19 protein-coding genes are annotated in these 24,508 nt (G+C 43.2%); 7 read left to right on the forward strand and 12 right to left on the reverse strand.

What is annotated here, in order from left to right; translation table 11 throughout:
* The first annotated feature begins 109 nt into the window (after positions 1 to 109).
* Together uspE and ttcA are read left to right on the forward strand one after the other, a co-directional pair.
* The gene (gene uspE / locus L3V23_RS17600) at positions 110 to 1,057 is read left to right on the forward strand and encodes a universal stress protein UspE (protein WP_042482385.1); all 948 of its coding nucleotides are present in this window, start codon (positions 110 to 112) and stop codon (positions 1,055 to 1,057) included.
* A gap of 140 nt (positions 1,058 to 1,197) precedes the next feature.
* A complete protein-coding gene (ttcA, locus tag L3V23_RS17605; RefSeq protein WP_102954867.1) occupies positions 1,198 to 2,130 on the forward strand; it encodes a tRNA 2-thiocytidine(32) synthetase TtcA in 933 nt (310 codons plus the stop codon).
* A gap of 56 nt (positions 2,131 to 2,186) precedes the next feature.
* Here ttcA and L3V23_RS17610 read toward each other — a convergent pair whose 3' ends face one another.
* Genes L3V23_RS17610 through L3V23_RS17620 form a run of 3 tightly spaced genes read right to left on the reverse strand, consistent with a single transcriptional unit; the run spans position 2,187 to position 4,436 of the window.
* Positions 2,187 to 2,846 carry a DUF2987 domain-containing protein gene (locus tag L3V23_RS17610; protein WP_102964469.1) on the reverse strand — a complete coding sequence of 220 codons (660 nt, stop codon included), beginning with the start codon at positions 2,844 to 2,846 and terminating at the stop codon, positions 2,187 to 2,189.
* Positions 2,846 to 3,643, reverse strand: coding sequence for a glucosaminidase domain-containing protein (locus L3V23_RS17615; RefSeq protein WP_102966568.1), 798 nt, complete (start codon positions 3,641 to 3,643; stop codon positions 2,846 to 2,848). Before L3V23_RS17615 ends, L3V23_RS17610 begins: the two co-directional genes overlap by 1 nt.
* Entirely contained in the window at positions 3,636 to 4,436 is an 801-nt protein-coding gene (locus L3V23_RS17620) for a hypothetical protein (RefSeq protein ID WP_042482374.1), read from the reverse strand. The genes L3V23_RS17615 and L3V23_RS17620 overlap by 8 nt, the downstream gene beginning before the upstream one ends.
* 363 nt (positions 4,437 to 4,799) lie before the next feature.
* Here L3V23_RS17620 and potA point away from each other — a divergent pair, with 363 nt between their 5' ends.
* From potA to L3V23_RS17645, 5 genes are all read left to right on the forward strand, one after another.
* Positions 4,800 to 5,915, forward strand: coding sequence for a spermidine/putrescine ABC transporter ATP-binding protein PotA (potA, locus tag L3V23_RS17625; protein ID WP_042482371.1), 1,116 nt, complete (start codon positions 4,800 to 4,802; stop codon positions 5,913 to 5,915).
* On the forward strand, positions 5,899 to 6,756 hold the full coding sequence (gene potB / locus L3V23_RS17630; RefSeq protein ID WP_174435412.1) for a spermidine/putrescine ABC transporter permease PotB: 858 nt from the start codon (positions 5,899 to 5,901) through the stop codon (positions 6,754 to 6,756). The genes potA and potB overlap by 17 nt, the downstream gene beginning before the upstream one ends.
* Positions 6,756 to 7,526, forward strand: coding sequence for a spermidine/putrescine ABC transporter permease PotC (gene potC / locus L3V23_RS17635; protein ID WP_102954869.1), 771 nt, complete (start codon positions 6,756 to 6,758; stop codon positions 7,524 to 7,526). The genes potB and potC overlap by 1 nt, the downstream gene beginning before the upstream one ends.
* A gap of 104 nt (positions 7,527 to 7,630) precedes the next feature.
* Positions 7,631 to 8,662 carry an extracellular solute-binding protein gene (locus tag L3V23_RS17640; RefSeq protein ID WP_042482361.1) on the forward strand — a complete coding sequence of 344 codons (1,032 nt, stop codon included), beginning with the start codon at positions 7,631 to 7,633 and terminating at the stop codon, positions 8,660 to 8,662.
* A gap of 122 nt (positions 8,663 to 8,784) precedes the next feature.
* Entirely contained in the window at positions 8,785 to 9,822 is a 1,038-nt protein-coding gene (locus tag L3V23_RS17645) for an extracellular solute-binding protein (protein ID WP_102966567.1), read from the forward strand.
* Positions 9,823 to 9,914: 92 nt separating this feature from the next.
* On the opposite strand, the gene cobB is transcribed toward L3V23_RS17645, so the two are convergent.
* The 9 genes from cobB to L3V23_RS17690 all read right to left on the reverse strand — a co-directional run bounded on the left by cobB (position 9,915) and on the right by L3V23_RS17690 (position 24,502).
* Positions 9,915 to 10,658: a Sir2 family NAD+-dependent deacetylase gene (cobB, locus tag L3V23_RS17650; RefSeq protein ID WP_237292672.1), complete on the reverse strand. Its 744-nt coding sequence runs from the start codon at positions 10,656 to 10,658 to the stop codon at positions 9,915 to 9,917.
* A gap of 186 nt (positions 10,659 to 10,844) precedes the next feature.
* Positions 10,845 to 12,065 (reverse strand): ammonium transporter, encoded by a 1,221-nt coding sequence (locus L3V23_RS17655; protein WP_237292673.1) that lies wholly within the window; start codon positions 12,063 to 12,065, stop codon positions 10,845 to 10,847.
* A 535-nt stretch (positions 12,066 to 12,600) separates the two neighbouring features.
* Positions 12,601 to 15,000: a hypothetical protein gene (locus L3V23_RS17660; protein ID WP_237292674.1), complete on the reverse strand. Its 2,400-nt coding sequence runs from the start codon at positions 14,998 to 15,000 to the stop codon at positions 12,601 to 12,603.
* A 23-nt stretch (positions 15,001 to 15,023) separates the two neighbouring features.
* Complete coding sequence (locus tag L3V23_RS17665; RefSeq protein ID WP_237292675.1) at positions 15,024 to 17,831, reverse strand: hypothetical protein; 2,808 nt, start codon at positions 17,829 to 17,831, stop codon at positions 15,024 to 15,026.
* A 475-nt stretch (positions 17,832 to 18,306) separates the two neighbouring features.
* Positions 18,307 to 18,723 carry a GNAT family N-acetyltransferase gene (locus L3V23_RS17670; protein WP_237292676.1) on the reverse strand — a complete coding sequence of 139 codons (417 nt, stop codon included), beginning with the start codon at positions 18,721 to 18,723 and terminating at the stop codon, positions 18,307 to 18,309.
* Positions 18,724 to 19,516: 793 nt separating this feature from the next.
* Positions 19,517 to 19,936 carry a hypothetical protein gene (locus tag L3V23_RS17675; protein WP_102966631.1) on the reverse strand — a complete coding sequence of 140 codons (420 nt, stop codon included), beginning with the start codon at positions 19,934 to 19,936 and terminating at the stop codon, positions 19,517 to 19,519.
* A 4-nt stretch (positions 19,937 to 19,940) separates the two neighbouring features.
* On the reverse strand, positions 19,941 to 21,020 hold the full coding sequence (locus tag L3V23_RS17680; protein ID WP_102966563.1) for a formate dehydrogenase subunit gamma: 1,080 nt from the start codon (positions 21,018 to 21,020) through the stop codon (positions 19,941 to 19,943).
* Between the two features lie 6 nt (positions 21,021 to 21,026).
* Entirely contained in the window at positions 21,027 to 21,635 is a 609-nt protein-coding gene (gene fdh3B / locus L3V23_RS17685) for a formate dehydrogenase FDH3 subunit beta (RefSeq protein WP_042482336.1), read from the reverse strand.
* An 11-nt stretch (positions 21,636 to 21,646) separates the two neighbouring features.
* Positions 21,647 to 24,502, reverse strand: a complete 2,856-nt coding sequence (locus L3V23_RS17690; RefSeq protein ID WP_102966562.1) for a formate dehydrogenase subunit alpha — start codon at positions 24,500 to 24,502, stop codon at positions 21,647 to 21,649.
* Between the last annotated feature and the right edge of the window lie 6 nt (positions 24,503 to 24,508).

Consider the following 24,508-nt stretch of genomic DNA (forward strand, 5'->3'; position numbering starts at 1 on the left):
AATGAGCTGCGTCATACTTCTTCTATAATCCCTCTTTTTTTGTTAAACCTCTCGCAACTTCTAAGCTACTCTTAAGTAAGAAATCTCCGAAACGATAAAGGAGTTTATTATGAGTATTTACAACAAGATCTTGGTTGTAGCTGATATAAATCATGATGAACAACCCGCTTTAGCCCGAGCTATTCAGTTAGCTAAGAAAAGTCGCTCAACAAGTCATATTACGTTCTTCTTATCTATCTATGACTTCTCCTATGACATGACATCCATGTTATCCGGAGAGGAACGTGATGCTATGAGGCGTGGTGTCATTCATCAACGCGAACAGTGGATGAAGAAAGTTGCAGAACCTTACATCAAAGAATCCATTGTTTTTGATGTTAAAGTCGTTTGGCATAATCGTCCTTATGAAGCGATCATCGGTGAAGTATTTGCTGGTGAACACGATATTTTAATCAAAAGCACTCGTAAGCATGACGTGTTGGAATCAGTGATCTTCACTCCTACTGATTGGCATTTGCTTCGTAAGTGCCCTATTCCAGTCTTGTTGGTCAAGAATTCAGATTGGCCTGAAAATGCGAATATTATCGCCTCTGTTCATGTCGGTTCTGAAGTAGAAACTCACTTAGATCTTAATGACAGAATGGTCGAACAGCTTTTAAATCTTTCTGAACGTTTAGGAACAAACTCATATTTGGTTAACGCTTATCCGGTCACACCAGCAAATATCACAATCGAATTGCCTGAGTTTGACCCGACAACTTATACCGATGCGGTACGTGGACATCATTTAACAGCCATGAAAGCGTTACGTCAGAAACATGGTATCGATGAAGAACATACTCTCGTGCAGCAAGGTTTGCCTGAAGATGTCATCCCTCAAGCGGCTGAGAAGCTCAATGCCGCGATGGTTATCTTAGGCACTACTGGTCGAACAGGTCTGTCTGCGGTGTTTATTGGTAATACGGCTGAGCAAGTGATTGATAAAATTAACTGTGATGTAATGGCACTAAAACCTAAAGGCTATGTTAGCCCTCTTGACCCGACCGTTGCTTCTTAACTATCAGTAACATCTCATAAGTCCCTAAACGAAAGTCTAGGGACTTTTTTTTATGCTTGAACGCTTAACTCTGGCATATCGTTCATTTATCCGTATCATACGCACTTCATTTTGTTTCTAAGATTAAAGACTGCAACCTGATGACTGAGCAAACTCAAGAGCTAACCAAAGCTCAACAATACAATTTCAACAAATTGCAAAAGCGTATTCGTCGTAATACAGGCCAAGCAATCGCTGATTTCAACATGATTGAAGATGGCGACCGTATCATGGTCTGTCTATCTGGCGGCAAAGACAGCTTTACTATGCTTGAAATCTTAATGAGCTTACAAAAGAGCGCACCTGTCTCTTTTGAGTTGGTAGCAGTAAACCTTGATCAGAAGCAGCCGGGATTCCCAGAGCACATTCTGCCAGCGTATTTAGAGCAGCTTGGCGTTGAGTATAAAATTGTAGAAGAAGATACCTACTCAATCGTGCAGGATAAGATCCCTGAAGGTAAAACAACCTGTTCGCTTTGCTCTCGTTTACGCCGTGGTATTTTGTACCGTACGGCTAAAGAGTTGGGTGCGACTAAAATTGCACTTGGGCACCATAGAGACGACATTCTTGAGACTTTGTTCCTCAACATGTTCTATGGCGGAAAAATGAAAGGTATGCCACCTAAGCTTGTTTCTGACAACGGTGAACATGTGGTAATTCGTCCTCTGGCTTATTGCCGAGAGAAAGACATCATTAAGTACGCAAGCATGCGTGACTACCCTATTATTCCGTGCAACCTGTGTGGCTCACAGCCAAACCTACAGCGCCAGAATATTAAGCAAATGCTGAATACTTGGGATAAGCAATTCCCAGGTCGAATCGAGTCTATGTTCCGCGCTATGCAAAATGTAGTCCCTAGTCACTTGGCCGACTTCGAGCTGTTTGATTTTAAATCTATTAACAGTGAGTCAGGTGTGATCAATGGTGGCGATATTGGTTTTGATAAGGAAGATATTCCGGCAATGCCAATTCAAGACGAAGATAGCGTAATGGAATTTGATCCAAGCTTGAAACTAGACGTGACTAACGTCTGATTCCCGACAGATGAATCCTTAAGAGAAAGGCTGCATTAATCGCAGCCTTTTTTATGTCATTTTTTCGCAGTGGGTAAATATGGAAGAACTCGGGTGGTTTCTTCGGGGAGTTTCATCCAACCATCTTTTCCAATTTGCTCTAAAGAAACCTGAGCTTTACCATTCACTATTTCAACATCTGATCCATTACTTAACTGGATAAAGCCATTCAAGTTGTTGGCAAACTCCAATGTCACACCAGAAACTTCAGGTGTAAACCAGCTAGAGAACATGCCGCCTAACGATTCAAGAATTTCTTGCATCTGCGGAAGCAATTTCTCGATGTCACCATACGGAACTTGTCCTGATAAAGCGGCTTTTGTCATCACGACAAGTGAAAAGTCGCAACGAGTATCCTGTGGAGTATCAACAAATACTAGTGGATTCGCTTGTTTAAGATTTCCATCAACAGGAAGCAGAAGCTCATGGATTTCGCTGCTCGGAACCAGTTCGTAGTGTTTTTCCTTTTCCATCCAAGCTTTTTCTATTGTGCACAGCTTTTTGGTATCGGCATTGACGAAAAACACACCGACCTTCACATCTGGATATTCAGGTTTGTCGTTGTTTTTAAGAGACGAATACAGTTTGCTGTAGGTGAACATGTATTCTTGAGCCGCAGCATTGATAGAAAAGCCCGCACAAATTAGCCCTAAGGCTAACGCTGTAATTCCTTTCATTAATTTGTCCAAAATTGTTCGTTATGACGCATCATGGCCTGTAAATCCTGAATGTAGTCTTCACCTCGTTCAGAATACTTCAATAAGCCATTACTCATTTCCATTGCACTGTTCATACTCAATAGATCTGCGCCGTCTTCTCTAAGTTGAAAACGGATTTCGCGCAAATCAAAGTAAGCTTGGTTTCTATTTACATTCATAAAGTAACGGTGGATAGATTCTTGAACAGACTTAAATTTTGCCACTTCATGAGTCATCCCTTCGCTACGTTGTAACGGAACCACACCGCAACCTTTGCTATAACACCATTGGCCAAAATAGTTTTTTGCCGTGCGAGCAAATCGCGATGTACCCCAAGCAGATTCATTTGCGGCTTGCGTTAATACCAAAGCTTCTGGAATCACATCGACACGATGCAGCATGTTGTCTATCCAATCAGATGTTACAACATCTCCCTGCATTTCAACTTGATACAGATGAGAGAGCCGTTTCGCATCGTCGATGTCGGAGTCAGACATTAAGCCTGATTCAAGATTTTCTTTGAGACGAACCAGCCTTTCTCTTTCTTTTTCAATTCGTAGGTTTTCTAAGGCAATTCCCGGTTTTAGATATGAGAAGAACGCATGTTTCTTCTCATTCACATCGGTATAAGCAGTGAAATCTGGTGCCTTTGATACAGCTTTACCTTTGCTAACAACAGATTCAGTCGCGCTCTTTTGGCTTTCAAAATTGTAATAGCCATAGCCAGCAACTGCGATGATTCCGCCCAAAGCGGCAACTTGAAAAAACTTATGCATTAAATACCTGAGAGTTATTATCCTGATTGTCATCATTATCTTTATTGGTAGTGATGATCTTTAAACGCACCCCAAACATGTTGCGGTAGACAATTCCTTTTAAATGGAAGAAAAACGGAACAACAAAAATCAAACCTATTCCGTACATAAGAGCCGCTGTAACAAACATAATCATCACGATTAAGTAAAGCGACGCTAGAGGCAAAAGCTTCTTGTTTGCTGCACGCAGTGACAGAAACAGCGATTGCATTGGTGGCACTCTCTTCTCGCAAATGAGTAAGATAGAGTTGCTAAATGCGATGGAAAGATACATAGACAGTAAAGGAAAAATCATCCCTGCAATGCCTTGCAGTACTAAACCCACGAGTGTTGCTAGGATTACTGGGATAGTAAATTGCAAACCTTTACTGATGTGTCGTGTTTTCGTTTTCAGGCCAGCAGCATGGCTCATTGCCATAAGGCTTACACCAGCGAAAATTGGCGCACTGACAACTTCGTAGCTGAAATTGGCGATGAAAATGGCCTCAATCATCCCCTCTGGAAAATCAGAACCTTGCTCTATCGCGGTAATAATCGCAGAAGGATCACCAAGTTGAAGCTTTAGTGCAATGAAAAATATTGCAATTTGTATGGCAACCATTACTACGATTGCTGGGGAAAAAGAGACAAAATGCTTTAGTGTTGTATCCCAAGACTCCTTCAGAACCTCACCAACTTTCAGTTGGTATTGGCCTGATAGCGCTTGCTCTACAGTACCACCTACGTTGAAATCTCTCTCTATATCCTTGCTCATAAAATGCCCTAGGTTGGCGAGTCATATTTGGGTTTGGAATATGACAACATAAAATTTTGATTCATTATACTGAAATGCACCCGAGTCTAAAATCGAAACTCGAATCGCATCTTGCTTTCTTATTAATATGGTTGATAATTAACCAATTGAAAGCATTGGTAGTTATCGCAGTGTGCGATGTTAATGAAAGTTTGCTTTTAACTACAAAACTTTTTGTGTTTCAAGATGAGAAAACGCTTTGAGATCGCCTTTTTCGTGATTATCATGCGCCACTAATTTGTATTTATTTAACAGGTCCAACAAGTAGATAGTTTACAACTTCTAGTTAACTTATCTGCGGATCAGGGTGGAGAAAGACAGACGTTGAACAAACCAAATTCAGTAGGAAAACCAGTTGTAAAACTATCTGGTATCAGTAAAAGTTTTGATGGCAAACAGATCATCGGAAACTTGCAGCTAGATGTTAATCATGGTGAATTCCTAACCATTCTTGGCCCGTCAGGGTGTGGTAAAACTACCGTTTTAAGAATGATAGCAGGTTTTGAATCTGCTGATAGCGGTCAGATTCTACTGGATAGTCAAGACGTTACTCAAGTTCCTGCTGAACAGCGACACGTCAATACCGTATTCCAAAGTTACGCTCTATTCCCTCATATGACGGTTTTTGAAAACGTCGCATTTGGTCTGCGTATGCAAAAAGTGCCGGCGAATGACATCGAACCGCGAGTAATGGAAGCATTGCGTATGGTTCGTCTGGATCAAATGGCGCAACGCAAGCCGCACCAACTTTCAGGTGGTCAACAACAACGTATCGCTATTGCACGTGCTGTTGTTAATAAACCTAAAGTACTTCTGTTGGATGAATCTCTTTCAGCTCTTGATTACAAGTTACGTAAGCAGATGCAAAGTGAGCTTAAGCATCTACAACGTCAACTTGGCATCACCTTTATCTTTGTCACTCACGACCAAGAAGAAGCCTTGTCGATGTCTGACCGCATTATCGTTATGCGTGACGGCAATATTGAACAAGATGGCTCTCCGCGTGAAATTTACGAAGATCCTAAGAATCTATTTGTTGCTCGTTTCATTGGCGAAATCAACGTGTTTGCGGCTGAAACCATTAAGCGTCTTGATGAGAAACGTATTCTTGTTGATATCGAAGGCGTTGAATCTGTGGTTTATTACGACAAACCGGTCAATGCTGGCGATAAACTTCAAGTTCTTCTTCGCCCAGAAGATTTACGCATTGAAGAGATCAAAGAGTCAGAGACCAAAGGTATCGTTGGTCACGTGACAGATCGCACCTACAAAGGCATGACTTTAGAATCCGTTGTTCAATTGGATTCAGGCATGAGTGTTATGGTTAGTGAATTCTTTAACGAAGATGATCCTGACGTTGACCACTCAATTGGCCAAAAAGTTACTATCACTTGGGTAGAAAGCTGGGAGGTAGTCCTCAATGATGAGCAAGAAGCTTAATCTTCAGACTTCAATCATCAGTTTAATTGTTGGCTGGTTAGTTCTGTTTGTTCTAATCCCTAACCTGATGATTATCATTACGAGTTTTCTGACTCGTGACGAAGCGAATCTGATTGAGTTGACGTTTACCTTTGATAACTACTTAAGATTGCTCGACCCGCTGTACGCGAAAGTAATGCTTCATTCTTTCTATATGGCGATAGTAGCAACCATTTTGTGTTTGATTATCGGTTACCCGTTCGCTTACATCGTTGCGAAGATGCCTGAAAAATGGCGTCCGATTATGCTGTTTCTGGTGATTGTTCCATTTTGGACTAACTCGTTAATTCGTACATACGGATTGAAGATTGTTCTTGGTACCCAAGGGATTTTGAACAAAGCATTGTTAGACATTGGCCTTATTGATGCTCCGTTACGTATTATGTATACAGAAACCGCAGTGATGATTGGTTTGGTGTACATCTTATTGCCGTTTATGATTCTTCCGCTTTATTCAGCGATTGAAAAACTGGATGACACTTACATCGAAGCGGCTCGTGACCTTGGTGCAAATAAATTCCAAACGTTAACCAAAGTTATTTTGCCTCTGACTATGCCTGGCATTATTGGTGGTTGTTTGCTTGTTCTTCTTCCTGCTCTTGGAATGTTCTACATTTCAGACTTACTTGGTGGTGCGAAAAACTTGCTGATTGGTAACGTAATTAAGAGCCAAGTGTTGAATGCTCGTGACTGGCCGTTTGGTGCCGCTACAAGTATTGCATTGACCATCGCGATGGCATTCATGCTTTATGCATACTACCGTGCTGGTAAATTGTTGAATAAGAAAGTGGAGCTAGACTAATGGGAAGAGTTGTTAGATTTAGCTTTATGAGCTTGGTGTACCTATTTTTGTACCTACCAATCATTGTGTTAATTGCAAACTCATTCAATGCGAACAAATTCGGCATTAAATGGGGTGGTTTTACCACCAAGTGGTACCACGCATTAATGAATAATGACAGCTTAATGCAAGCGGCATGGCACTCTATTAGCGTTGCTGTTTTTTCAGCGACGGCAGCCACTATCATTGGTAGTTTGACGGCTGTAGCCCTATTCCGTTACCAGTTCCGTGGTAAAAACATGGTTAACGGTATGCTGTTTGTTGTAATGATGTCTCCTGACATCGTTATGGCAATTTCGCTTCTTGCACTATTCTTAGTGTTAGGTGCGAAGCTAGGCTTTATGACGCTACTGATTGCTCATATTACATTCTGTCTGCCGTTTGTTGTTGTGACTGTATTCAGTCGTTTGAATGGCTTCGATGTAAAAATGCTAGAAGCAGCAAAAGATTTGGGTGCGAGCGAATGGGTAATTTTGAAGAAAATCATTTTACCTCTTGCTAAACCTGCTGTTGCAGCCGGTTGGCTATTAAGCTTTACCTTGTCTCTTGATGACGTAATTATCAGTTCGTTCGTTACAGGACCGACATACGAGATTCTGCCATTGAAGATCTATTCAATGGTTAAAGTTGGTATATCGCCTGAAGTGAATGCACTTGCGACCGTTATGTTGGTGGTGTCGCTGGTGCTGGTCGTAACTTCACAGTTACTGGCAAAAGAGAAAGTGAAATAATTTTCAGTTAATTGACTAACTGAAATTCGAAACGGAATAGCAGATGTTATTCCGTTGTCCTTTAAAATGCCCTTGGGGCAACGTTTGGTTTGGAGCTAACGTCAATGAAAAAATGGGCTACTTTATTAGCTGGTAGTGCATGTGCGCTTTCACTGTTATCTGCGCAAGCAGTAGCAGAGGATAAAGAACTGGTATTCATGAACTGGGGACCATACATTAACAGTGGTATCCTAGAGCAGTTTACTGCGGAAACTGGTATCAAAGTAATCTATTCAACTTACGAGTCGAATGAAACTCTATATGCGAAGCTAAAGACTCACAACGAAGGTTATGACCTAGTTGTTCCTTCTACTTACTTCGTGTCTAAGATGCGCGACGAAGGCATGATTCAGAAGATTGATAAATCTAAGCTATCAAACTTCAAGAATTTGGATACTAACTATCTAAACAAGCCTTTCGATCCAAATAACGACTACTCTATTCCACACGTTGTAGCTATCACTGGTCTTGCGGTAAATACAGACATGTATGATCCAAACGACTTCCAAAGCTGGGGTGATTTGTGGAAACCTGAACTTAAAGGCCAACTAATGCTGATGGATGATACTCGTGAAGTATTCCACATCGCATTGCGTAAACTAGGCTACTCAGGTAACACCACTGACGAAAAACAAATCGACGAAGCATACGCTGAGCTACAAAAACTAATGCCAAACGTATTGGTATTTAACTCAGACAACCCTGCTGACCCTTACCTAGCTGGTGAAGTTGGTCTAGGCATGCTTTGGAACGGTTCTGCAGCTGCTGCACAAAAAGAAGGTCTACCTCTTAAACTTGTATTCCCTAAAGAAGGTGGTATCGGTTGGGTTGACAACTTTGCTATCGCATCTGGTGCAAAGAACATCGATGCAGCACATAAGATGATCGACTTCTTACTACGTCCAGAAATAGCAGAGCAAATCTCTAACGATACTGGTTACCTAACTGCTGTTGCTCAGTCTAACGAAAAATTCAAAGACGTAGCTCCACTATTCCCTTCTCAAGAAGATCTTGACCGTGTGGAATGGCAAGCAGCTGTTGGCGACAAAACAGTGAAGTACGAAGACTACTTCATGAAGCTTAAAGCGGGTCAATAACCCAATAAAAAGAATTAAATAGGCAGCTTTGGCTGCCTATTTTTTTTCGAGCTGTTATACTGTTTTTCCTATTTGATCACGCGTTTGCCTAGGTAGGCTCTTGCACAAAACATGGAAAAGTAATGAAAAGTAAACTGTATGCTGGCGCTCTTTTTGCCGCGACTCTATTCACTACCAATGCAATGGCTAATGACCAAGAACTCTATTTCTATAACTGGTCAGAATATATTCCAAGCGAAGTTCTAGAAGACTTTACCAAGGAAACAGGTATTAAAGTCATCTACTCTACATACGAATCGAACGAGAGTATGTACGCTAAGCTAAAAACACAAGGTACGGGTTACGACTTAGTTGTCCCTTCAACGTATTTCGTTTCGAAAATGCGTAAGGAAGGCATGCTTCTTGAGATTGATAAGTCGAAGCTATCTAATTTTGCAGGTTTGGATTCTAACTATTTAAATAAACCTTTTGATCCAAATAACAGCTACTCAATCCCTTACATTTGGGGCGCGACAGGTATCGGTATCAACACGGATATGCTGGATAAATCAAACATCCATAACTGGGGTGATTTATGGGACGCTAAATGGGAAGGACAACTGATGATGATGGACGACTCTCGAGAAGTCTTCCACATCGCTCTTGTTAAGCTAGGATACTCACCAAATACTACCGACCCGAAAGAAATTGAAGCAGCTTATGAGGAACTGAAAAAGCTAATGCCAAATGTGTTGGTTTTTAACTCAGACTTCCCTGCGAACCCTTATTTAGCGGGTGAAGTATCGCTAGGCATGCTGTGGAACGGTTCTGCATATATGGCTCGTGAAGAAGGCGCAAACATCGATATTATTTGGCCAGAGAAAGGCGCGATCTTCTGGATGGACAGCTTAGCTATCCCTGCTGGTGCAGCGAACATCGAAGCGGCTCATAAAATGATCGACTTCCTACTTCGCCCAGAGAACGCAGCGAAAATTGCAGTAGAAATTGGTTACCCAACACCAGTTAAAGCAGCGTATAAGTTACTTCCAGAAGAGTTTGCGAACGATCCAAGCATCTTCCCTCCGCAAGCCATTATGGACAGCGGTGAATGGCAAGACGAAGTTGGTGACGCCAGCGTTCTGTACGAAGAATACTTCCAGAAACTTAAAGTCGATAAGTAATCGAACAAATAATGAATTGAAAAAGCGGCTTTTAGCCGCTTTTTGTTTATCGTAATAATTTGTGTGAACAAGGAAACTTGAGAGTAACCTCGCTAGTGATTACCGAATTTGAAATCTGGCTGCTGAAGTTCAAGAATTTCTTCAACTAAGCGCGGAACTTCAATACTCGCCTTTCCATAACGTTTTTCGGCAAACTCACTCTCTACCGCACTAGGCTCCAAATTTATCTCAATTGTGTGTGCTCCATGCATTTTGGCATCGTGAACAAAACCGGCTGCTGGATAAACCACGCCAGAGGTGCCAATTGAAATAAACAAATCTGCTTCTTCTAATGCTGAGTAGATGTCACCCATTCGCAGAGGCATTTCACCAAACCAAACGATATGTGGACGCATCTGCGCAGGTATTTGACAACAGTGGCACAGGTCACCAGTCAACAAGTCACCTGTTTGTTCTATGGTTTGATTAGAGACACTACAACGGGCTTTAAGCAGTTCGCCATGCATATGAATGATGTTTTGGCTTCCGCCACGCTCATGCAAGTTGTCGATGTTCTGAGTAATGATAGTGACTTTTCCATCCAGCTCTTTTTCAAGCTGACCCAAAGCAATATGTGCCGCATTGGGTTTAATGGCATCAGACTGTAATTTGCGGCGACGTTGGTTATAAAAGTCCTGAACTAAATCTGGGTTTTTAGCAAAACCTTCCGGTGTAGCAACATCTTCGATTCGATGATTTTCCCAAAGTCCATCTTGAGCTCGAAAGGTCTGAATACCCGATTCCGCAGAGATTCCAGCGCCTGTTAGCACAACAACATTGCGATACGGAAATTTCATACAACATCCTTATTCTGAATAGCTTTTGGCTAGATTAGCACTGAAGCAAACTCAACTGTAGTTTTCGCCGTTAGACAATAGTCTTAATTTTAGTACTTATTGCTTGATATGTGATTCAGAAAAGCCGAGAGCAGACCATTGGCCTGCTCTCGTTTAACGCTCAAATATTAGAAAAAGAGCGAGATGTTATTCTTCGTTGACTGAAGAAATTTTGTGTACAGCTAAGTCAGCACCGATAAACTCGTCTTCTTCGGATAGACGTAGCCCTGTCAGAGCGTTAAGCGCTCCATAAACCACGAATGCACCAACAAGAGCAACAACGATACCTAACACAGTCCCCATAACTTGAACCGCAATGCTAACACCACCTAAGCCACCTAGAGCGGTTTGACCGAAGATACCTGCTGCAATCCCACCCCAGGCACCACACACACCATGTAACGGCCAAACACCTAGCACGTCATCAATCTTGGTTTTGTTTTGAAGTTGTGTGAATAGCCATACGAATAGCGCACCAGCAACAACACCTGTTACTAACGCACCTAGCGGGTGCATGATATCAGAACCCGCACACACGGCGACAAGCCCAGCTAAAGGTCCGTTATGAATGAAGCCTGGGTCGTTTTTGCCAACTACAAGCGAAGCTAGGATACCGCCAACCATCGCCATCAACGAGTTCATAGCCACAAGGCCGCTAATGCCTGCTATAGCTTGTGCAGACATGACGTTAAAGCCAAACCAGCCAACACACAGAATCCAAGCGCCTAGCGCCAAGAATGGAATGTTTGAAGGTGCAAAGTTGGTATGTTTACCTGCGCGAATACGACCTTTACGCATCCCTAGGAAGTATACGGCGACTAGTGCAATCCAACCGCCAACGCTGTGTACCACAACGGAACCGGCAAAATCATGGAAACCTGCGCCAAAACGATTTTCGAATGCTTCTTGAATTCCATAATTGCCGTTCCAGATGATCCCTTCAAAGAAAGGATAAACCAGACCAACAGTGAAAAACGTAGCAATGAGAACCGGATAAAAACGCGCACGTTCCGCAATACCACCCGAAACAATTGCTGGGATAGCGGCGGCAAACGTCAGTAGGAAGAAGAACTTAACTAACTCGTAACCATTGCCTTGAGCCAATGTTTCAGCGTCAGAAAAGAAGTTCGCACCATAGGCAATCCAGTAACCAATAAAGAAATAAGCGATAGTTGATACACCAAAGTCCGCTAGAATTTTTACTAATGCGTTAACTTGGTTTTTCTTACGAACCGTCCCTACTTCCAAAAATGCGAACCCTGAATGCATTAAAAACACCATAATGGCGCCAAGCAGCAAAAATAAAGTATCTGAACTTTGGGTCAGGGCTTGTACAGCTCCATAAACCTGACTTTCGGTTTGAGTCATTCTCGTTACACTCCATGCAGAATAAAAAAGCGCACCAACTAGGTGCCAAATGTTTTGCAATTCACAACATTGGTGAATTTATTATGTTTGTGCCCTGCATGAGCAAGATGTATTCCAGTTTGGAGCTGCTGGAATAATAAAGACATTAACTAGTTGATTATTAATGGTATTGGCTTTAAAAGCAGGAATGTTCGAATGATAAAAAATAGGATTTTTGCCAATAAATAGCACCATATTGGTACGTGTGAACCAATTTAGTGCGCACTATTGTTGTACAAAAATTACCCGAAACTGGGGCGCCGGTGGTTCAGTGAGAATTTTATAGCTAGCCTCTATTGGCGCTAAACCATCATAAATCTGATGGTACATTCGGGCTTTTACATAGGGTATGTGGAACAAGGTTTTGGACAAAAGCTAGCTAGCTTTCTAACTTTAGTTTGTGAGTTTCGGATTAAAATTTGTATGGATTAACATTTAAATCTATAAATGAGTCAAGCAGGTTTTTAACAATTACAAAACCCTCGGTGTATACACACTAAATGACATCGTGAAAGCGAAAAATTCGCCCATTCTCGTTCACCTCCGCAACCTTCCTCAAAGCCCCCGCTGGCGACAAACCAAACTTTCGAGTTAACACCACGAACAGATGATAAAACTCGGATTTCAAATCCGCTGCGAAGATCCCCGGATCATCAGATCCCAGACAAATAGACATGGGGACATCACCTTCAACCACCTCACCCGGCAAGCCCATCCAGCGAAAAATATGATGCTCGCTGACATCTCGATACTGGCTGATACGGGTATTGCTGGTCGGTGGGCACTCAATTGCAATGTTTCGGTCTGCCATTTTAGCCATCACAGTCTGTTGCAATGAAACTAACGCTTCATCCGACAAATATTCCAGAGGAACAGCAACGTATTCAGCACGCTGCTTTCGCACGTTATCATCTGCCAGCCATTGGTGATACAACTTCATTGGCCTTTTCATACCAGCCTTATTAGCTAACTCTTTAGAACTCTCGTACTCTTCCAACCAGAGAGATTTAGGCTTTAGTGGCCCATCCAACTCACCCAGTATGCCTTCCGATTCAGCCAACATACCCCGCAACTCAAACACCTTATCAAGGGTAGTAATCGAGATTTCTTCTTCCAGAGAAAACACCTCATGGGCCAGATGAACCGCTTCAATCGCTGCACCGCTGGCGTAGCGCAGTAGTTCAGGATGACTTCGAAGTTCCCGCCAGATAAACACCAAATCAAGCAATCGTGTTTCTTTGGTCATTGACAAAGACAATGGCAAAGAGCGTTTCCATATGTTAGGCGTTATGCCAATCGCAGTGCAGTGACCAAGACGGTCACCATTACGCAAAGGCAAAAACCTCAAGGCATCATCAATGGATCGAATACCACTGATCAAATGAGGAAAGTCTTCGCCAACATGATAGGTAAAATGAGCGATACCTGATTTAGCTAGTACCCGGAACAAGGGGGCAAACAACTCTGGTGGCGCATGCATCTCATTAGCAGCGGCATCCACTCCTCGAATCCAGCGTGTCAGGCGAGGTTCATGATTCAGGATATCCATCAGAATAGCAGCCTGATTTTTCAAATCCTTGAACAGCACCGAATAGGGATAAACTTCATCCTTTTTGGGCTTTTTCTTGATGAAATGCGGCACCAATGCCAGCTCGGCACATATAGTGGCAGGCTTAACCAGTTCAAGATTATCGAGCACCTGAGTGATATTCAATGGCTGGGAATGCTCCCAGTCGACGTTCATGTGACCTTTAACGTATTCCCAGTACCCACGCATAATGCTAAATAGTAATTTTTGCATTTTGCTAGGGTCGCTCTTTGGGGCAAAACGGCCTTCCAGATAACGCACCTGAGAATAAATGCCAGCACCATGTGCATCTTTGAAGCGAGACAAATAAGATTTCTCTGTTTCTTCTCTCAGCTCCGTCATGGTGTATTTCTGGAACTGATCAAAGCCGAAAAAATCGTCTCGCTGAACCAACAAGGTCAGATACTGATTTTGAATCAGCAGGTAAATCCAAAGCAATCGTTCCAGTCCTTCGGGCGCCCCATACCGCCATTTTTCCAACAACCCGGTTAGCCAGTAAAATTCAGACTCCTGGCTATATTTGTCATCCGTTGGCCAAACCGTCGCAACCCCGTACTCCTTGCCCTGATGCTGAATGGTACTGTCCGCCAACTGTTTCGGGTGCTGTACTGACGCCATCCACTCTGGCAACTCTGCGCCCAGAGCTATCCGACAAAGAATTTCGCGAATATTGTTGGCAACCTGCAAACGGTCTTTGAAGGTTTTAGGTGCGAGTAAGGGATCAATCTGAGCACAGAGTTGTTTCATCTCTTGAGAAGCCCAGCCCTTCTCAAAATCTTTGACGGTCATGGCTGGGCGCTTGAGTGCATCCAGCCAACACTCTTCTGCGCTGGTACTGCCATTCAGATGTTGGTGAGTTTCGTGCAGACATTCACGGGTAATGTAGTCCTCAACCGTTGGGTGATAAGGGTACAAAGGCCAACGAAAGCTATATTCCTGACTGGCAGGCCCTAGATTAAATACCTGATGACACGCCATAATTGGCAAGCACGACACACGGCTCATTAGAGTTTGCCATTCCGAGAACATAGCAAGGTCAATTCTGGGACCATCTTTCTCATTTTTAACATATTTTTCATCGATCAAACGTAAAGCAGCAATAGGGCCGAGTTTCATATTTTGCTGTTTGAGTTCCTGCATCAAGGAAGACCAGGCCGATTTCGCCACATGATCGGGCAAATTACGCGTCTGCTCGTATTGAGCAAGAAACACGGATGCTTCCACCCTATGATCAAGTGATACCTCGTCCAATGAGGCAGTACTCAAGCGATGCAACAATGCTGTTGAATTAAGAAGAAAGCGTTCCATATCTAATCCTTATTCGGGGGTAATTATTCTTCGACATCTTTGTTATCCGAAGAAGGAGTATCACTTTCCTCAACTGACTTAGGATCAGGGTATTTTGCACCTGCTATTGTGGCAGAATTCAGTGACATTATTGTTTTAAGTGAAGTTTCTGGTTTAATGTTTTTATTTGGAGTACCGTTCTTGAACAAATCATCGAATTCATTCTTCGACAAAAAATCATATTGAGGTGTATCAGACTTGATTATATCCGAAATTAGTTTGCGAAAACTTTCCTCTTTTGCATAGGATCTTTGCGAACTATTAACCCCTCCAACAGGAAAGATGAATGGATGAAGAATTGGGCAGCTAATCAATAAGAAAAACAACGGATGAGTCTCTTTCCATGTTTTGCCCCCATCATTCAACCCAATATTCATTTCTCTTATTTTTTTCTCAAACTCGTCAACCGAAGTGACCGGATTTAGCCTTAGCCCTTCACCAAGATATTCCTTATTACTAACCGAATGATATAAGCTTTCTTCAACCAATGTTGCATGCAGAAAAGCTAGGACATTAAAGCGCATAATTTTCGCAGCATTTGATTGGCTGGCTTTTTGCCCAGAATTCGAATCGCTAGAAAGTCTTTTTTTATGCTCATCAGCTATGTTGTTCAGGTTAAAATATAGACGAGTCCATACTTTTCCAATTAATAGTGAAGATGGACGAATATCAGCCTCAACTTGTTCGACTTTATCAAGCCATGTTGAAATTTTATCAATTACATCAGAGAAGTTACTGTCAGCTTCCTGATGGGATTCTTCAACTTCCCCATTATCAGGTTTTTTCATTTCCGCACGAGCAGCAGTGTCGCTCCATGGAGGAACGATACATGTTGGTTGTGCTATAGCTTTATTAAACGCCTTAGCAATAGCGGTCTTTTCACGATGGCCTGCAGAGATATCTGCGATAGCCCCAATCAGATTAAAAACACTACTGAAATCCATCAGATTACTTGAAGCAACTGAACTCAACGAAGTCGCGATTGCAGCTTTTGCCAAGCCCTTCTCGGCATCGATATCAAATGCGTTAAAATCGTCGGGTATATTTGAGCGTTTCTGACGGTTTAGCTGCACCATACCAAGAAAAACCCCCGCCTTGGCATCATTGGAGGTGTTTGCGATCACAGCACAACATCGATTCGCCCAATGGGAGGCACTTTCATTTCTGCCCACAGACATATAGGCTAAATATTCACTGATAAGCTGTTCTGATTTTCCATTATCGTTCTCAGCCTGCACCAGCCCGGTCACAAATTGATTGAATATACTGACTGAACCACAGCCAACCAAAAGCATCTGTAGAAATTTTGACAGACTTCCCTGACAGTTTTCACTTACCTGAGATGCTAAGTAAATGGAACAGTTTCTTAATGCCTCACTTTCGGACTGAGGTCGTAAATAAAAACCGGTATTAAAATCACGATCCCGCCTCACATAGGTAAATATATCCTTGCAGAGTGAATCCATACCAAAACGATGCTGTTCATAGTTCAAACCCGCACGATAAATGCTACTAAGCATCGCTCCATATAATGAGTTTCTAAGTAAATGTGGAATTGATGACTCACCATTTTTATCATTACCTTCTTTCCCGCCTTCATTATTAGATTTGGGATGATTTTTTTTGGTATAAAAGTCTTGTAACACTTGCATTAATAAACGAACCGGCTGTTTCAATAGTTCATTCACATACATATCTGCATCGGAACCGTCTCGAAGGTTCAGCCCTTCCCTGACGGCACTTTCAATAGCATCACGAACGTCGATAGCATCCTTATCGCTCATGCCAAGCTCAGTCTTAACCTTGATATTTTGTTCACGCTGCTTTCCCTTTTCGCCAACCAGTTGCAATATTGTTTTCAACTGTATACGTTTTCGTACAGGAAACAATTTCAATAAATATTGCTGTTCAAGGTGCTCCACCATATATCCCCTCTCAGCTAAGCGCGCGCTTTCTTTTTCCTGATCGAGCAAAGTTTTGCTGTAATTTTCGTATTGCTTTCCACGAATCAACTGAGAATAAAGGCGTAGGTCACCCGTAGCCACCACTACCAATTTTTGGCTATTAAAGAATCTGCGAATAGATTCAAGTACATCCCACCCCGTATCAAACTGAGTATCGATATCATCAAACGAGATCAAAATGGCCGAGCAGCCTAGAATTTCACACGCACACTCAACCAGCTTATCAAAGATTTCAGATAGATCTTGCCCACCGATGGAGTAATCGAGCTGGGCGTCCAACTTCAAAGCATCACTGAAATATTCCGGCTTGTACTCCTTGTCTGTCAGCAGATGTAAACCACGCTGGAGCTGCTCAAGATGACTCTGCCATTGTTCCTTTTGCTTTTGGTGGTGATTCGATGACCAACTCCCTTTTAACTTACTGGACACCACCTTGTTCAGGCGAGCTGTAACAGTGACCAAAATAGGTTCATGACGTGGCAGTTTCGTGGGGTCGATAGTCGGAAGACACTCGATACTAGTGTCCGCATCACGTTTGTCTTCGTTCAGCCGTTCGACCACACTGTTAATAAATGTAGTCTTACCAGCACCGCGAGTACCATCCACAAAGAACACATTACGGCCTGACTCATCAATAAATCGGGCAACCTCAGACGAATTGTTGGATATCGGAAGGGCAATCGAACTTCGAATGCTTGTAACCAACTGATCACGCAAGGCTTTCTGGATTAAATCACCTTCCTTGGTGCTTCCCGGAAGATTAGGGGCGAACAAGTCAATAATAATTTCGTTTGTATCTTGGTTATTTGTCTGCGTTTTATCAGTCATATCCGTATCAATCCAGTCATTTTGTTTTTAGCCAGTCCGAGCAGCAGAACTGACGCTTTAAATTTACATAGCATTGATGGATGCAATGCCCGATGTTCTGCGCCTCAGTCAACTAGTAAGGAGGAGTCTCGCCACGACCCAACCTAAACAGCTACGTACAGCGCTCGTAAAACTGACCACCTCATTCACTCCCCAACCTGTCTTCATTTACTGCCCATTCGCTCTGATCGGCGATCCATTGATGTGCATCGGAGAATGCCAACTTATAGTATAACTATATGTTTTTACGATGGTATCACAAACGTAGCCAAAATAGAGAAAGAGAAAATACGACGAAGTGGGGTATTTTATACACATCTCAATTAGCATTAGAAAAAATAGGTCAAATAATGACAAAAGAAGTGTGTCCCAAATCCGAGGCTGGCTCACTTTGGGGCAAATATGAGTTTGTATTTACCTCTAATGTGCAATGGCCTTATGTGAATTTACACATCCCGTGCCCTAGAGCTTCCGTAGGCCGAATAACATAACCATATCGTTCATAGAAGCTTTCCTTACCAGTAGCAGCGAGCAGTCCAACAGTAGCATTAGAAGGAGCATTTTGTTCTAGATACCGTTCTATCTCCTGCATCAAAATACTACCTAGACCTTTTTGTCTATGGTTTGGTGAGACAACAACGTCTTGGATGTAGAAATACATCACTCCATCACCAACTATTCGAGCCATGGCTATAAGATCCTTTCCAGTGCGTATAGTCACGTGGAACAAGCTACTTTGAATGCTCTGATTAACAAGCACTAGACTAGGGCTTTTCCAGTTCGCGGTTTCTCTAAGCGTCACGAATTCCTCAGCGCTAGGTGCTTCAAGAAGTATTGATATGTCACTGTCCATTTTTTAACTACTGTCCCGTTTATCATGTGATTAGATTACTAACATTAGGAAATGTTTACTCATGGGCAAGATACCATTTAGCTTTCTGTTCCTTGAAGAAGTTTAATTCTTCGTTTGGAGTAAACGGTGTATCAAGTAATCCTAGACTGAACGAAATTTTACCTTCACCAAAACTATCACCAGATTTATGCCACTGAAGAGGAGAGCCACATTTCTTGCAAAACGTCCGTTGAGTATCAGGCGATGAATTAAAAATACCTATGGCTTCTTGTCCAATTCATTGAAAAGCATCCTGAGCAACAACACCAAATGATGCAAACGCTGCTCCATGAGATTTTTTGCACATATCACAATGGCAATGTATTACTTGTTCAATTACACCGTTAATTTCAAAAGAAACGGAACCACACAAACAACTTCCATAATATTTCATTTAACACCTATATCTGCTTGAAGCCTGTCGTGACGCTAATCCATTACTTAAATATGGTCAAACAATAGTCAAATAAAATGAAAACGAAGAACATCGTAAAAAGAAAAGCGGCAAAACCGTGTTTACGGTGATTGGTACTGGCAATGCTCTGTATACATGAAATCACGAAGGGTATCCCCTAAGTATTTACCAGAAGTAAATTGTCCTAAGCGATACCATCGTACACGGTATGAATGGTGCGAAAATGTTCATTCTGATTTGAGTGAGAAAAACTATTTTCGCCCATTCTGATTTACCTAATTAACCGTTTGATAATTCACTCATGTCATTCTGACTCTCTGTGAGAATTTCCAATCAGTTTTATAAGTTTGGCCCCTTAGAGGGCGCATGAGGAATATTGTTTCTCAACTGCTGCATCCCTTTAACCATTCGCACAAACCAAAGTGAAATGGCAAACAGAGCAATTAATGCTCCGACATAGGGAATTGCGCCACCTAAGGTCGTTAACCATGAATGTGCGTACCAGTAACGGTTAACGCCCATGATCAGCCCGTTGGTAGTGGCAACAGTGACAATCAGTACCACAAAGAAAGTCAAAAAGAGGAAGAAGCTGCGGATCAAACCATAGTAGTGAGAATTTGCGACTTCCCCATCCTCGTTTTTATCCAGGCGATATCCGGCATAAATAATGCCGATAACGCCAGAGATTAGACAGGTAAACGGAGTTAACAAATTAGCGATATAAACGAACCACACTGACTTGTTATCCGAAGCTTGCATAGTATTAGCGCTTGTCATGCATTGGCTCCCCCATTGGTGGAGATTGAGTATTGTTCGAAACGGCATCCGCTTCTTCAATTTCTCCTTTGGCTTTCATTTCCTCATACCATAAATCGTGATGCTCTTTAGCCCAAGTTTCATCAACTTTACCCGTCACCATGCCTTCTAACGCGCCTTCCATACCAAACAAACCAATATAGATATGGAACACGAAGCCACAGATTAAAATCAGTGCCGAGAACATGTGGACAAGGTTAGACATCTCCATATCGCGACGAGTTTGACCAAAGATAGGGAAATCAAGGAACAAACCACTCACTGCGGCGAAGGCACCAAACACAATCAACAGCCAGTAAACTGCTTTTTCACCAGCATTAGAGAACCCAGCTGATGGATGTGTACCTTTATGCTTACCGACCATTCCCCCCAGTTTCATTGCCCATTGAACATCCACTTTAGTGAACAGCGATTTACGCCACCACTTGAGCAGGATAAACACCAGCAGCACAAAGAACAGAGGCCCTACATAGTTGTGATACTGTTTTGCGGCGAAAACGATATAACCCCATAAGTCAGTTGGGATGTACGGTTTCAAAAAATGCTTACCGTAAACCAGCATCAAACCACTGAACGCTAACGTTAGGAAAGTAAACGCCATAGACCAATGCAGTGCCCTATCTAGTCGCGACCAGCGATTTAACTTTCTCCCCGTTCTTGGTTTGCTCAACATAATTGGGCCAACAATTACGTACGCCAGAATAACCAAAGCAATACTGCCGAAAATCGCGACAGCACCCGCTGGAGACATCCATTTTTCTTTCAAAATAAACCACGTTTCGCCCGGTTTACTGATCAGAACACCATGCTCAGGAGACTGAGAGGTGGTATATCCAGACACACCTTGACGGACTTGTCGCCAGTAATCAGCACCAGCAAGTTGGCTCATCTCACTCTGCGCAACATCTGCCTTGCCATTTACGTCTTTGCCACCTTCTTCTGCAAACGCAGGCGGAAAAGCCAAGCACAGCAGTGCTGCCAGTAAAGGCAGCACTCGACCAGCAGCGCGAACAATTAAATTTCGCATAGGCTACTAGCTCCTTGTTGCGTCATAGGAAAGATCTTCACCATTAGTCCAGCCAGCACCTTTTGCGCCACGCTCAACAACACGTTGACGGAAGATATCTGAAACTGTCTCTGCATCACCCGCCATAAGCGCTTTGGTTGAACACAGTGAAGCACACATTGGAAGTTTGCCTTCAGCAATGCGGTTCGCACCGTACTTTTTACGTTCTTCTTCAGAACCCACTTCCGTTTCAGGACCACCTGCACAGAAAGTACATTTGTCCATTTTTCCACGCTCTCCAAATGCAGTTTGCTTAGGAAATTGTGGTGCACCAAATGGGCAAGCGAACAGACAGTAGCCACAACCGATACAAAGATCTTTGTTGTGCAGAACAATACCGTCTTCCGTGTGTACGAAACAGTCTGCTGGGCAAACTGCCATACAAGGCGCATCGGTACAGTGCATACACGCAACAGAGATCGAGTTTTCACCCGGCTCACCATCGTTAAGTGTTACAACGCGTCGGCGTTGGATACCCCACTCTAATGCGTCGTCGTTTTCGTTTTTGCATGCAGTCACACAACCGTTGCATTCGATGCAGCGCTTGGTGTCACATAGGAATTTCATTCTAGCCATCGCGGTGCTCCTTACGCTTTACGGATGTTACATAGTGTGACTTTCGTTTCTTGCATCTGAGTCGTTGGATCGTAACCGTAAGTGGTTGCGATGTTCGCTGACTCGCCAACAACATATGGCTGTGTACCTTCTGGGTACCGGCCTCTTAGGTCTTCACCTTGGAACTTCCCACCGAAGTGGAACGGAATGAATGCCATTCCCGGACGTACACGACGAGTAACCATAGCTTTAACGTGAATGCGCCCTTTCTCCGCGCCTTCAACCCATACCATATCGCCATCTTTGAAGCCTAAATCGTTGGCATCTTTAGGGTTGACCTCAACAAACATCTCTTGTTGAAGCTCTGCTAGCCATGGGTTTGAACGTGTCTCATCGCCGCCACCTTCGTACTCAACCAAACGACCAGAAGTCAGAATGATTGGGTATTCTTTCGATTTATCCTGATCCTGAATGGATTTATAAAGGGTTGGCAGACGATAGATAGACTCTGCATCATCCCAAGTCGGATAATCCGCAATCAAATCTCTGCGTGGTGTGTATAAAGGCTCACGGTGTAGCGGCACACGGTCTGGGAACTCCCATACAATGGTACGAGCTTTCGCGTTACCAAATGGAATACAGCCATGCTTGATTGCCACACGCTGAATACCGCCAGACAGATCAGTTTTCCAGTTTTTACCTTCCGCTTCTGCTTTCTCTTCAGGGGTAAGATCATCCCACCAACCAAGATGTTGCAGTAGCTTCGCGCTAAACTCTGGGTATCCGTCTTCGATCTCACTTCCTTTTGAGAAGCTATCTTCAGCAAGTAGGTTCTTACCTTCGAACTCGACACCGTAACGAGCACGGAAATTACCGCCACCTTCTGCAACAGTTTTGGACGTGTCATAAAGAATATGAGTCCCCGGGTGTTTCATCTCTGGTGTGCCCCAACATGGCCAAGGCAAGCCATAGGTTTCACCGTTTACTGGTCCACCCTCTGCTGAAAGTGTTGTTTTGTGGAATGTGTGCCAGTTTTGTTGATGCGCTTTCAAGCGTTCCGGACTTTGTCCAGTATAGCCAACCGTCCACATCCCTTTATTAAATTCACGAGTGATGTCCTCGATGACTGGCTGGTTGTTTTCGACTTTAATGTGCTTGAACAGCTGATCTGCGAACCCCAGTTTGCTTGAAAGCAAATACATAATTTCGTGGTCTGGTTTCGAATCAAACAATGGTTCAATGACTTGGTCACGCCATTGAATAGATCGGTTAGATGCCGTCACACTACCGTGAGTTTCGAACTGAGTGGTTGCAGGAAGAAGATAAACACCATCTGTACGGTCGTTCATTACAGCCGCGACCGTTGGATATGGGTCGACAATGACCATCATGTCCAATTTCTTCATCGCTTTTCTCATTTCAACGCCACGAGTTTGCGAGTTTACAGCATGCCCCCAGTAGAACATGGCGCGAATGTTGTCGTTCTGCTCGATATTAGATTTGTCTTCGAGCACGCCATCAATCCAACGCGATACAGGAATACCCATATTATTCATTGGCTTGTGACCTCGATACTCTTTCTGGTCGAATCGATTTTTAATCCACTCGAAATCGACATCCCACACGCGAGCCCAATGCTTCCAAGAACCATCAAGTAAGCCGTAGTAACCCGGAAGAGTATGAGAAAGTACGCCTAGGTCGGTTGCACCTTGAACGTTATCGTGACCACGGAAGATATTTGCACCGCCACCAGATTTGCCTAGGTTTCCAAGAGCCAATTCAAGTACACAGTATGCGCGAGTGTTGTTGTTACCTGTGGTGTGCTGAGTACCACCCATACACCAGACCACACAACCGGGACGGTTTTCTGATAGTAATTTCGCCGTGTGATAAACGTCTTCTTCGCTCACACCTGTAACACGCTCAACCTCTTTAGGGTTCCATTTCGCCACTTCAGCGCGAATTTCATCCATACCGAATACACGCTGACGAATGAATTCTTTATCTTCCCACTGGTTATTAAATATGTGCCATAGCAAACCCCAGATAAATGCCACGTCAGTACCTGGGCGCAGAGCGACGAAATGATCCGCTTTTGCCGCAGTGCGGGTACGTCGTGGGTCAGCAACAACAATCTTACAGTTGTTCTTCTCTTTTGCGATTAAGATATGTTGCATCGCCACTGGGTGAGCTTCAGCAGGGTTAGAGCCAATGAACAGAATCGATTTGCTGTTATGCATATCGTTAAAAGAGTTGGTCATTGCCCCATAGCCCCAAGTGTTTGCTACACCGGCTACAGTTGTCGAGTGACAAATACGCGCTTGGTGGTCAACGTTATTGGTACCCCATAGCGAAGCCATTTTTCTGAACAGATACGCTTGTTCGTTGCTGTGTTTCGCACTGCCAAGCCAGTAAACAGAATCAGGGCCTGACTCTTCACGAATTTTCAGAACATTGTCGCCGATTTCGTTAATGGCTTGATCCCATGAGATCTTTTTCCATTTACCGTTTTCGAGTTTCATCGGGTATTTCAGACGACGCTCACCATGGCCGTGTTCACGAAGAGCTGCACCTTTTGCACAGTGTCCACCAGCGTTAAATGGGTGGTCAAATGCTGGTTCCTGACCTGTCCAAACGCCATTTTGAACCTCAGCGTAGATACCACAACCCACAGAACAGTGAGAACATATAGTGCGCTTCACTTCAGTTTTGGAATTATGATCAACTTCTTCCGCTTGCGCCTTTTTGATCATTCCCGGAGCAAACAGACTTGCACCGACAACCGCACCACCAGCAGCTAAAGAGCTGTTTTTCATGAAGGCACGACGGCTAATTCCGAGCTGATTCTTTTCTTTTGTTACGTTATCAGAACGTTTAGTTAGTCTCATCTGCGA

Origin of the sequence: Vibrio sp. A1-b2, from assembly GCF_021726015.1 — a bacterium.
In the GTDB taxonomy this organism is placed as follows: Bacteria; Pseudomonadota; Gammaproteobacteria; order Enterobacterales; family Vibrionaceae; genus Vibrio; species Vibrio diazotrophicus.